This window comes from Paenibacillus hunanensis (assembly GCF_014645615.1).
Taxonomy (GTDB): domain Bacteria; phylum Bacillota; class Bacilli; order Paenibacillales; family Paenibacillaceae; genus Saccharibacillus; species Saccharibacillus hunanensis.
The window spans coordinates 46,424-57,730 of record NZ_BMMB01000015.1; the positions used below are offsets into that span (position 1 = coordinate 46,424).

9 protein-coding genes and 1 riboswitch are annotated in these 11,307 nt (G+C 47.8%); of the genes, 6 read left to right on the top strand and 3 right to left on the bottom strand.

The genetic code is table 11. The annotated features are described in order from the left end of the window. Positions 1-484: 484 nt before the first annotated feature. From IEX62_RS21830 to IEX62_RS21840, 3 genes are all read right to left on the bottom strand, one after another. On the bottom strand, positions 485-1,447 hold the full coding sequence (locus IEX62_RS21830) for a polysaccharide deacetylase family protein (protein ID WP_188778250.1): 963 nt from the start codon (positions 1,445-1,447) through the stop codon (positions 485-487). 513 nt (positions 1,448-1,960) lie between these two features. Continuing rightward, a complete protein-coding gene (locus tag IEX62_RS21835) occupies positions 1,961-3,037 on the bottom strand; it encodes a nuclear transport factor 2 family protein (RefSeq protein ID WP_188778252.1) in 1,077 nt (358 codons plus the stop codon). 544 nt (positions 3,038-3,581) lie between these two features. Beyond that, on the bottom strand, positions 3,582-4,250 hold the full coding sequence (locus IEX62_RS21840; RefSeq protein WP_188778253.1) for a DUF1129 family protein: 669 nt from the start codon (positions 4,248-4,250) through the stop codon (positions 3,582-3,584). Between the two features lie 453 nt (positions 4,251-4,703). Between IEX62_RS21840 and IEX62_RS21845 the strand changes: the two genes are divergently transcribed. The 6 genes from IEX62_RS21845 to IEX62_RS21870 all read left to right on the top strand — a co-directional run bounded on the left by IEX62_RS21845 (position 4,704) and on the right by IEX62_RS21870 (position 11,221). After that, entirely contained in the window at positions 4,704-5,534 is an 831-nt protein-coding gene (locus tag IEX62_RS21845; protein WP_188778255.1) for an alpha/beta hydrolase, read from the top strand. A 265-nt stretch (positions 5,535-5,799) separates the two neighbouring features. Continuing rightward, a riboswitch (TPP riboswitch) is annotated at positions 5,800-5,902 on the top strand. A gap of 157 nt (positions 5,903-6,059) precedes the next feature. Continuing rightward, the gene (gene thiM / locus IEX62_RS21850) at positions 6,060-6,884 is read left to right on the top strand and encodes a hydroxyethylthiazole kinase (protein WP_188778257.1); all 825 of its coding nucleotides are present in this window, start codon (positions 6,060-6,062) and stop codon (positions 6,882-6,884) included. Positions 6,885-6,941: 57 nt separating this feature from the next. Further along, positions 6,942-7,751 carry a bifunctional hydroxymethylpyrimidine kinase/phosphomethylpyrimidine kinase gene (thiD, locus tag IEX62_RS21855; protein WP_188778259.1) on the top strand — a complete coding sequence of 270 codons (810 nt, stop codon included), beginning with the start codon at positions 6,942-6,944 and terminating at the stop codon, positions 7,749-7,751. Further along, positions 7,748-8,608, top strand: a complete 861-nt coding sequence (gene thiE / locus IEX62_RS21860) for a thiamine phosphate synthase (protein ID WP_308422665.1) — start codon at positions 7,748-7,750, stop codon at positions 8,606-8,608. Before thiD ends, thiE begins: the two co-directional genes overlap by 4 nt. Before the next feature lie 337 nt (positions 8,609-8,945). Beyond that, the gene (locus IEX62_RS21865) at positions 8,946-10,226 is read left to right on the top strand and encodes a helix-turn-helix domain-containing protein (RefSeq protein WP_188778261.1); all 1,281 of its coding nucleotides are present in this window, start codon (positions 8,946-8,948) and stop codon (positions 10,224-10,226) included. 578 nt (positions 10,227-10,804) lie between these two features. Then, a complete protein-coding gene (locus tag IEX62_RS21870) occupies positions 10,805-11,221 on the top strand; it encodes a hypothetical protein (RefSeq protein ID WP_188778263.1) in 417 nt (138 codons plus the stop codon). Positions 11,222-11,307 lie beyond the last annotated feature (86 nt).

Here is an 11,307-nt window from a genome sequence, read left to right on the forward strand (position 1 = left end):
ATATATTTTGAGCGATTAAATAGAAAATTGCAAAGCAAAATCATCCATGAAGGGAGCCAGTTGAAAGCACAATTAAGGGTAATGGGAATGATGAGATGGGCTGAAAGGAAGTAGCTATTTACGAAGTGGATATAAGGTGGAGCGGCTTAGAACAGCATAAATAGAAAGTAAACGAACGGAGCAGCAAATCACAGAGCGGAAAAGAACAGGGTAGAGCAGCGTAAGAGGATGCTATGCGATCTAGTCGATCAGCGAACTAATCTAGCGATGAGAGAAAGCCGATGCATTAGCCACATCGATATACCGAATACCTGACTAGATCAACGTATACAAAAAGCCCCCACGACTCACCCAATTTTGGCTCATCGTAAGGGCACTTTTAGATTATAAATAGCTTCGAGACGTAGCTACATTTTGTATCGTACATACACAGCAGAGCTTGCACTACCTACTCCGCTTACTTGAAGCAATACGATTCAAACCATTATTCATCCGGCAAATTCAGTAAATGTCTGACCGTTGTCGTTGAGGTTACATTCATTCTCGGCAGATACATCGGATCATCACCTGGATGAACAAAGCCCGGTCGTACGGTAAATGCCATCCGGTAGCCGTTGCGCTTCAGATCATACACCATTTGTGGATCGTATTCACCGTAAGGATAAGCGAAGTATGGCGTATTGATTCCCGTTTTACTTTTCATCAGGTCGATATCATGAGTGAATCGCTTGCTATCCTTGCCTGCTGCATAATACTCGGCACACTGTACCAGCCGTTTGTAATGCAAATTGTAAGTGTGACTATGGTAAGCAAACACATCGCTGGTCGCCTTCATTTCCTGACGCGAAATGGTCGTTTTGGCTGTGGGGATGAACTTTTGCTTCTGATCGCTCAGCTTGGTGCCTACGATGAAAATATTCGCTTTAAAGCCATACTTTTTCAGCACAGGATACGCGTACACGACATTGTTCTGGTAGCCATCGTCAAAGGTGAGCACGACAGTCTTTTCAGGCAATTGAATCTCGCCCTTCACGTACTGCTCCAGCTCCTTCAACGTTGCGGTATGGTAACCCTCGTCATGCAGGAATTTCATCCCCTGCTCAAAGGCTTCCAGATTAATGCGCGCATTGTTCGGCTCGACATTATATTTTTCCGGTACCACATAATGGTACATTAGCACGGCAACATGACTGGCTTTGCCATCAGGCGCTGTTTGTACATGTGGGGTAGAGGCAGAAGCCGCAGCGACATTAGAAGCATCCTCGGGCACTTCGCCGTTTAATGTTTTGAACAGATCGTCGGTCATATCATAGGTAGCTCGGCATGTCTCATAGGAGAAGGCAGAGGCATGCGGATATTTCATACTCAATATATAAAAGGTAATAACAAAGGCGATCGCGATATAGAGCATGATGATAATCATATTACGGATGTGTCTTAGCTGCATATCTTCATGGACTCCTTTACATACAGGTTGAGATCGAAGGAATGGAATACATGTGTTATTCCATCATGATGGTAATTCTTCACGGTAAACCAATTGACTTATGTATAACATCGGACACTTTTGACCAAAATATTATGTTACTAAAGAATCATATAGCTGCATAGGGCTGTGTTCCTGATACCGGCACATACAAAAAGCCAGCCTGCACAGGCATGAATTGCACCTCCATTCATATTCGGTATAGTCTACCGATGGGAAGGGGGGTTAGCAGTGCAGGCTGACTTTCGTGTGCTATTTTTGGATAGAGTAATCTTCCTTATAGATTACGATCGTGTCGTTGAAGATCATGTTTGCCGAGAAGAGCGCTATTAGACTCGGCGAGAAAATGATCAGCTATAGCCAGAGTGGAAAATACCACGGTATCCTTCTGACTTCATACTTGAGTGGAGAGTTGCACACTATCGAGTCAGTCCGTGATGGGGTGACTCAACGATCAGATGATCTACCAATCGATTAGAACATCACGGTATCTTTATACCACGATTCTGGTACAGGCTGACTCAATGTCCACATCGCAGCGATCTGCCCATTATCGACTCGGAATAGCTGGATAACCGCCTGTCCACGATCATTGGTATTGTTTTGCATATGACTGTGTACCAGCACCAGATTGCCTTCAGCAATGGTGTTCACCAGCGTTGCCTTACTGTCCGTATTGGCGCGGAACTCGGTCAAATAGTGACTCACTAGCGCGCTACGTCCATTTTGAATACCTGAACCGTATTGCTCCACATTCTCATTAACCGCTTCATTGGCAATATCCGTATTATGCTGCACAAAGAATGTATTGAAGAAATTATCTACAAAGCTTGCATTAGCAGCAACGGTTGCACGATCAGTGGCTGCCAGCTCGGCTTTAGCAGACAGCGTTGGCAACTTGTCAGGTGTGAATGCTTTTGCTGGATCATCTGTACCTTGCTTTACATTCCAGTGCTCGGCAATCTGGTTATCGCTAATACGATAAATATCGACGTAGAGTGCTGTTTTCGCATTGGAGCTCGTTGAGCTTGTTGTAGTGGTGCTGGTAGCATCGGTACTTGCTGCGCTGCTGGTTTCGGCACTTGTAGAATCAGATGGCTTGGTAGGAGTGGCTTCAACCGGAACGGTGCTAAACACAGCTACCAGGTCACCCTGTCCGATCATACCTGTGATATTCGCCTTATAATCCGGGTAACGCTTGAAAATATCTTCATAGAACGTAGAGAATTGTTCTCTGCCACTCTGCATGTACGGATTATGCTCGGTATAGTTTTCTGCTACATATTGATTGACTTTATCCATCTGATGTCCATTGAGAATATCATGATATAAGCCGAGTACAAGCTGTTTATTGGCAGTGATTTTGGCTTCCTCAGCCGTTGGTGTGCCTTGCGCTGGCGTGGTTGTCTCGCCACCCGGTGCGGTATTACCTGAGTTTTCCGTGGTGTCCGGTGTGGTTGTAGCTGGAGGTTGACTGGAATTACCTGTGCAGGCAGACAGAACGGTCACTAGCATCAGACTTGCAAGTAAAAGACTGTATTTTTTCATCATAAGCATGCTCCTTTGGATACGATAGTTTGAAATACGGCGGCATTCGTTGTTTGCCTGTTAGCAGTGGAGCTTCACCTTCTTTCGGTTATATAACCATATTGTACAATCGTGAATGCACACCGTATAGCGACGGTCAGCCCGTTTCCGATTGGGCAAGCAATGTCAAGTGGTTCTCTGTCATCAAGTGGCGACAAGGCTGTCATATCGTCACCCTGTAATGCGGACTGACTCTAGTCCGTGGTTGTGATGTACTATGCGCTCTTATCTATAAAGACGATTAGGTCAGGGCAGAGGTTGCAAGATGAAAAGGGTAAGCGAGTACGCAAAAACTGCTATTGAACTCGTTCAGCATTAGGTATCATCTGCAACGCCAACGCCAACGCCAACGCCAACGCCAACGCCAACGCCAACGCCAACGCCAACGCCAACGCCAACGCCAACGCCAACGCCAACGCCAACAAAAAACAGTCATCGTCCGCGGCTACAGATGTAGCACATCGGTCAATGACTGTTTTCGTTTGAATCCACTCACAGGGATATCGATTCAGCGGCGCATGAAGATGAATTTTTGTCCCAGAATACCAATCGCACATAGCCCCAGACTGATCCATGGGGAGATGACGACGACAGGCATGATACGACGTAAGTAGTTGCCTACTACAATAATAGCGACCAGAATGATCAAATACGTCATCACCGACCGCATATTAATCTGCATTCGCGGACGATCCAGATCGCTTTTCTCGACAGGCTGATTGGCTACACGCATGACGAGTTCAACGAGCACAATTGCTCCTACAGCGACAAGCACGAGGGTAGACAGGCTAATCTCGCCTACGACACCTGTACCACTAATACTAATTTTGAAAAAGCCTGCTAACGCTTGCAATAAAAACACCCAGGTGAGCGCTACCCAGACGATCATCAGATAATACATCGGCTTGCTAAGCTGTCTGCGTTCTGGCAAATTCTCGATGAGCTGTCCAGCATACGAGTCCGAATCCTTGGTAAATAATTGCTCGGCCGACTGGCCGCGCTGTTGAGCGTCCAGCAGATGCTGCCCCATCTCCAGCAGTAGCTCCTCGCTAGATTGACGCTCGATACGAGCATCGCGCACATGCACGATCACATCGTCATAATAGCTCAGATTTTCTTGATTAAGCTGGTCACGGATTACATTAATATCCCGTACCAGATGACGTACTGTACTCATCGTCATTTCCCCTTTCGCATTGGTGTCGGTATGAAGACATACGTGCCAGGCAACCTACTCATAATCCGGTCATTAAAGTCTATCTACTTGTTATTACCCCGCTCTGCTATGCTTGGATAGCCAGCTAACTGGGGCAGAGCAAGCAGGACAATAGCACGAGAAATAGACTCTACTGCACATCTATCGGAAATTCCTATTTTGACACACTTCCATCAGATTGACAATTGCTCTGAGGCAGTGATACTATAAGTTTATTATAATACTCACTAAACTTATCGGAATTATTTAAATTTAAATAGATACGTCGTTTATATACGTTATTATGCTCCATCATACATCGTTAGCATGCAGGAGCAAAGTCCCACAATAGCTGGCAACACATTGGCATCGCTTAACACGGGAATACAGGATACGCATTGCATGAAAATCACCCCTTTTAAGGAGGAGTTCATTATGGAACGCAATATTACGATTCGTCATCATGAGGTTGATCTGGCTGCGAGCATACATTATCCGGTTGCAGACCATAAGCCGGAAGGCAAAGGAAAGGGTCGAACTCCACTGATCGTGATCTGTCATGGATTTGTTGGCAACCGGATCGGTACGGACCGCCTATTTGTCAAAAGTGCACGTAAGCTCGCTAACGAAGGCTATATGGTCGTACGCTTCGATTATGCAGGCTGCGGAGAGAGCACAGGCGAATACGGTCAACAGGGACTGGAATCGATGGTCGAGCAGACGCGTACGATTTTGGATTATGTGATGAACTGCAATGATATTGATCCGACTCGTGTGACGCTGCTGGGGCATAGTCTGGGCGGTGCGGTAGCTATTTTGACGGCGGTACGTGATCGCCGTGTGAATCATCTGGTGCTGTGGTCGCCGGTTGGTCATCCATTTAATGATATCGTCAAAATTGTCGGTAGAGAAACGTATGATCAGGCGGTATTGGAGGGCGAGGCTGATTATCTGGGATATGGCTTTGCGCCGGAGTATTTTGAATCGCTCGGTCATTTTCAGCCATTTCAGGAGGTACGTCGCTTTCAGGGCGATGTGCTCGTCATTCATGGAACAGGCGATGATGTGATTCCGGTCGACTATGCCTTTTTGTATCAAAAGGAGCTATGGACACGTAGCGAGGGTCGCTGTGATAAGGAGATTATTTTCCAGGCGGATCATACGTATTCGTCAGGCCCGCATCGCCGCGAGCTGCTGGAGCATACATGCACATGGCTATCGGAGCGCTCGGCTGCACAGACGCAGTGGCAGCACTGGATGATCTGATCTAGTAGTTGTAAATCAATCGCAGAGCCCATCGAGAAGCAAGGACTTTGCCAAAGCGCGATAGCCGTGGTATGGTAAGAAAACAGGGCGGCAGCATCGATCGATATCGATTGGTGGTTGCCTCTGTAATGCATACATCTGTGCTACATGTATATTCCATCTATATGCAATACAGTTGTGTGCAGAGTTATACTATAACTTGAAATTAAATACTCATCTTGAACCGACAATGCAGGATAAGCTTACAAGCGGCATTGTACGGTAGCAATTTCACTAGGGGAGCCTTGATGGCTGAGACGAATGCGATATTCGGACCCTTGGAACCTGATCTGGATCATACCAGCGGAGGGAAGTGGAAGACGACTATTCATTCAAACATATGGAGCAGACTCATCATGATGAGTGCTGTTTTATAGATAAATGGACGAATACGACCCACCTTTCTCTTTTGGGAGATCGGTGGGTTTTTTTGTTATGCATCGAAGCATCATACAAGTCTAGAAATGACATCGGGAGGCGAAAGAAATGTCCATTTTACAGCAGGTAAGGAATAGGAATCCACTCGTTCACAATATTACGAATGTGGTGGTGACGAACTTTACAGCGAATGGATTGCTGGCGCTGGGAGCGTCCCCTTTTATGGCGTATGCGCATGAAGAAGTGGAAGATGTAGCGGCGATGGCGGGGGCAGTCATGCTGAATATCGGCACACTTGATCCGTATACCGTGCAATCGATCAAGCTGGCAGGGCAGGCGGCAAATCGTGCTGGAGTGCCTGTTATCTTCGATCCAGTCGGTGCCGGAGCAACGGCGTATCGTACCGCCGCGGCACTGGAGATTGTGGCTGAGGTGAAGGTCGATATCGTACGAGGCAATGTAGCGGAGGTCGCTCATGTGATCGGCGAGAATTGGCAGATCAAGGGCGTAGATGCTGGCGGTGGAGCGGGTGATCGAAAGGAGCTTGCCCTGCGCGCGGCGCGTAAGCTAGGCTGTATCGTTGTCATCACAGGCGAGCAGGATATCCTAACCGATGGCACACAGCTGAACATAGTAACGAATGGTCATATACTGCTGACCCGAGTGACCGGAACGGGCTGTCTACTCAGCTCGGTCGTCGCTGCATTTGCTGCGGTTGTACAGGATGCCGAGCGGCGTCTGGAAGCAGTTACTGAGGCTGTGGCTTGTTATGGACTGGCCGCCGAGCTAGCCGTGGTTGATGCAGGTGGACAGGGAACAGGTAGCTTTCAAACGGCATTTTTGAACCGTTTATCCACGATTACACCGGAGCAGGTGAACGAGCATTGTCGTATTCAGCGTCACATCTATCCAGCACATGAAACGAAGCATTGAATGGCTATACCGGGGAACGTCTCCAATCCATCCACGATAGCAAAGGAGCAGAAAAGAATGCATATTCCACAAGCATTAACGATTGCCGGCTCAGATAGTGGCGGCGGAGCAGGGATTCAAGCCGATTTAAAAACATTTCAGGAGCTGGGCGTGTATGGCATGTCGGTCATTACAGCAATTACCGCGCAAAATACAGCCGGTGTGCAGGGCGTCTATCCAATCGAGTTAGAAGGTGTCGTGACCCAGCTACATTCGATTGGCGACGATCTTCAGCCCGCTGCGATCAAAACAGGCATGCTGTTCAGCGCCGATATTATTCATGAAGTCGCTATCGCAGTGCGGCAGTATCAATGGAACACATTAGTCATTGATCCTGTTATGGTAGCCAAAGGTGGCTCTGTGCTGCTACAACAACAGGCGATCCAAGCATTAATTCGAGAGCTGCTACCACTGGCGGCAGTCATTACGCCTAATGTGCCAGAAGCCGAGCTATTAACAGGTAGTACGATCCATACGCTGAAGGAACGCGAGCAAGCGGCACGCCAGCTGGTGCAAATGGGCGCACGCGCCGCTGTGATCAAAGGTGGACACGATACATCTACGCCGCAGGCTATGGATGTGCTGTTCGATGGCAAGCAGTTTCATTATGTAGAATATCCGCGTGTAGATACGCCACACACGCATGGAACGGGCTGTACCTATTCGGCAGCGATGACCGCTGAGCTGGCGAAAGGCAACGGATTATTGCAAGCTGTACAAACTGCCAAAGCATTCGTGCATGCAGCGATTGAGGATGGACTCGGGATTGGCTCGGTGCATGGGCCAACGAATCATTTTGCATATCGACAAAGGAGGGCTGTGCGATGAACTCGTCCCTATTTTTCGATGGCGCTAATCGCTATCGTTCATTTACCCATGACAATGAACAGCGTGCGACTGATGGTGACCGTCCTGATGTACAGTCAGATATACAGTCAGAAACACAGTCGCAGCGTATCGATCTGGCTGGCGGCGATTCGACTCACGAGCGTAATGCTACAGGTTCGCTGCTGCCTGCGAATGGCACAGCGGCACGTATCGATTGGATTCGCTCACGCATGCCGCTGTATCTTGTGATGGGCAGCGTGAATTGCCGCCAAGCCCCTGATCAGGTGCTGGAGCAGGCCATCGCTGGCGGCATTACCCTATTTCAATATCGAGAAAAGGGGAAGCAAGCATTGTGCGGTCAGGAGTATGTGGAGCTGGCACGTCGCTTGCAGGACATTTGCCACAAGCACCAGATTCCTTTTATCGTTAATGATGATCTGGAGCTGGCGCTGGAGTTGGATGCGGACGGAGTACATGTCGGACAAAATGATGAACCCGCAGAATGGATACGCCAGCGTCTTGGCCCTAACAAAATCGTCGGTGTCTCTGCCCATTCGCTCAAAGAAGCGAGCCGTGCTATCGCCGCCGGTGCAGATTATCTCGGTATCGGGCCTATTTACCCGACAAGCTCCAAGGACGATGCCGAGCCTGTACGAGGTACCGAAGTGATCCAACAGGTTCGCCGCTCGGGTCTGACGATTCCGCTGGTGGGCATTGGGGGAATCCATGAGCATAATGCTGCTCCGGTAATACATGATGGTGCAGACGGCGTAGCAGTCATCTCGGCTATTACAGCGGCAGCTGCACCTGCGGAGGCGGCAAAGCATTTGAAAAAAGCAATTGCCCAGCGATTGTAGTTGCACTTCTGAAAAACATCCTTACAATACTCGGTTGAAGGTTGAAGGTTGAAGGTTGAAGGTTGAAGTACCCGTTTGCTCTTTACTTGTACAGGCTCCTTTCGGAATTGAAATGGTTGCTCGTTAGCGCTTCATTTGAGTTGCTGTGTACATTTCCCTATAATTGGACTTGCCAATCTCCTGTATCAATCTGTGCTATATCCCTTTGCAAATTATTGTCATCTGTAGCTCGTGAAGCTGGTGATCTCAATTGGGATATCGAAGCCGATTGATCCATAGTACACACCATACCCACACAGGAGAATGTACACGAGCAATGCCGAAAGGAGTCATAGGTATGCTAAAAGAACGAATTCAATATTTGTGCGACAAAAAGCAGTTATCTCGCAAAGAGCTAACCGACGGTCTGGTAACGCAGGCTCACTTTTCCAATATTCTTGCCGGTCGTTACGCGCTGCCGGAGGATCTGGCGGAAGCGATGGCGCAGCGACTCGGCGTGGATGCGGACTATATTGCTCAAACTGATCTTACGGATACATCTACATTGCAGGAAGCAGAGCGTATTTTCGACATGCTATCGGCACAGGCATCGTCGATTCCTGAGCAGCAGGTGAACGAGCTGCCGGATCGTCACCCTACACTGACGGTTGAATTAACAACTGCTCTGATGAAAGCGACCTATTACCAGCAGCTGAACGATACTGATGCTTATCAGTATGTGCATCAATCGTATTTGAACTTTTATCTGGAGCATTTTGGACGACCGGATCAGCTTCAATTGCCTGTGCCTCTGCATAAAGCGTTATTGTTTTATAAAATCCAGCATTTTCGTTCGCTGGGCCAGTATCATGATGTGTTGTATCAGCTGGAATTGTGGCTGCCTTTGCTGGATCAAGGCAGTGAGACATGGCTGACGGCGCAGCAGATTCGATTGGAAGCGTACGTACATACTCGACAATTTGAACAAGCCAAGTCGTCTTTTGAAAAGATCACCACCCATATTTATGAGCAACGCCTGTTCCATCGGCTCTCCGGTCTGTATGTGCTGTACAGCGGCTATTGCTTTTCGATGGAATGGACGCAGGAGGCATTAACCGCGCTGGCAATGGCTGAAGCGCATCTCGTTCACGCTCAGCATCAGAGCGATACATTAAGTGCAATTATGAATAACCGCATCATTATGCTTACGCGGAGCGGTGAGCTGGAGCAGGCACAGCAGGAGCTTGATCGCTTTCGGCAGATCATACAGATGCAGCCAGAAGAGACGCAGCAACAATGGGAACCGACATTGCTGGTATATCATTGCGAAATGGCTCTGGCGCGTAAGGACTGGGGAGCGCTTATACCGTTGCTGGAAAAGCTACGAGTCTGCACACTGGCGATCGATCAGCAGATGGCGCTCTTTTTTTATGAAAGTCAGCTCTCGTTATCTTCGGGGCAGCATGATTCGTTTGTCGAGCAGGCACTGCAATGCTTGCCGTATTTTGAAGGGATTCGTCAGCAGGATCGGCTAGGTGTGCTGTATGAGGGATTGGCAACAGTGGCAGAGGAGCAGCGGCGTTATAAGGATGCGGCGCTGTATTATCGCAAGCTGGTGTATTTGCTGCGTCATGCATAATTGCGTGGACACGGTAAGGGAGTCGGAAATACATTGGCGATTAGGAACGAAGGTACAAGAGAATTAAAAGTAAAAGTGAAAGTAAATGCGAAGTTGAACGTAAATTCAGATCAGGATACAGGATAGACATAAGTATAGGGATTGAAAGGTTATCATTTCGTGCAAGTGTAGCTGTCTATAATCGATTATAGCTGCATACAATCGGTCAATTAGCGAATACGTAACCTCCAATTGCATCTGAATCCAATACAAAATTGTATCAATCCGACATTTTTGTGGAGAAAATTCTCCCCCATTTGAGCCTAAACGCACAATACACAGCCAATCCTACAAGCTTTAAACGGATGTATCTCCCGATTTATTTGCCGCAAGACCCTTTTTATAATAAAAAAAGATCGATTTTCGTACACTCAAGCAGGCATTTTGCCTGCTTTTTTGTATGTGTCCAAATCTATTGTGGCTATCCAGCGCTGTTTTTTATAATAAAAATAAGCAACAACGATTCATCGATCCTACCGTATACGATCGATTCCATATTGTAACGAAGTACCATACAAATTTAGAGGAGCGTGTCACCAATGATGAAATTTTTCAAAAAGAAATCCGAGCCAACTGACCGATTACAGCAAGCCGATGCTGCATTGAATAAAGGATTAAGCGGTATGCTGATCAAGGGTCTGGTTCCCAAGGAACAGCGACAGCAAATGAGTGACGGATTGGAAGCAGCCAAGCAGATGCAAGCCGCAGCTTCTGGAAGTGTAGCGATCACAGCAATGGGAACGATCGTATCGGTAAAGGATACGGGCAAGCTGGTTAATTTCGACCCGATTGTATTGTTGACGATGGATGTAGTCGAAAATAGCGGCTCTCGTTATTCGCACACAATGGAGACGCTCGTTCCGAAAATGCAAATCCCACGCCCAGGCGATGTGATCGGACTGGGCACCCATCCAGCGCATCCATCTTCATTTATTTATATGGGGCCACTTGACTAAATTGGGTGTTTAGCATTCACAATTGCCACGAAGCACGAAGCACGAAGCACGAAGCACGAAGCACGAAGCACGAAGCACGAAGCACG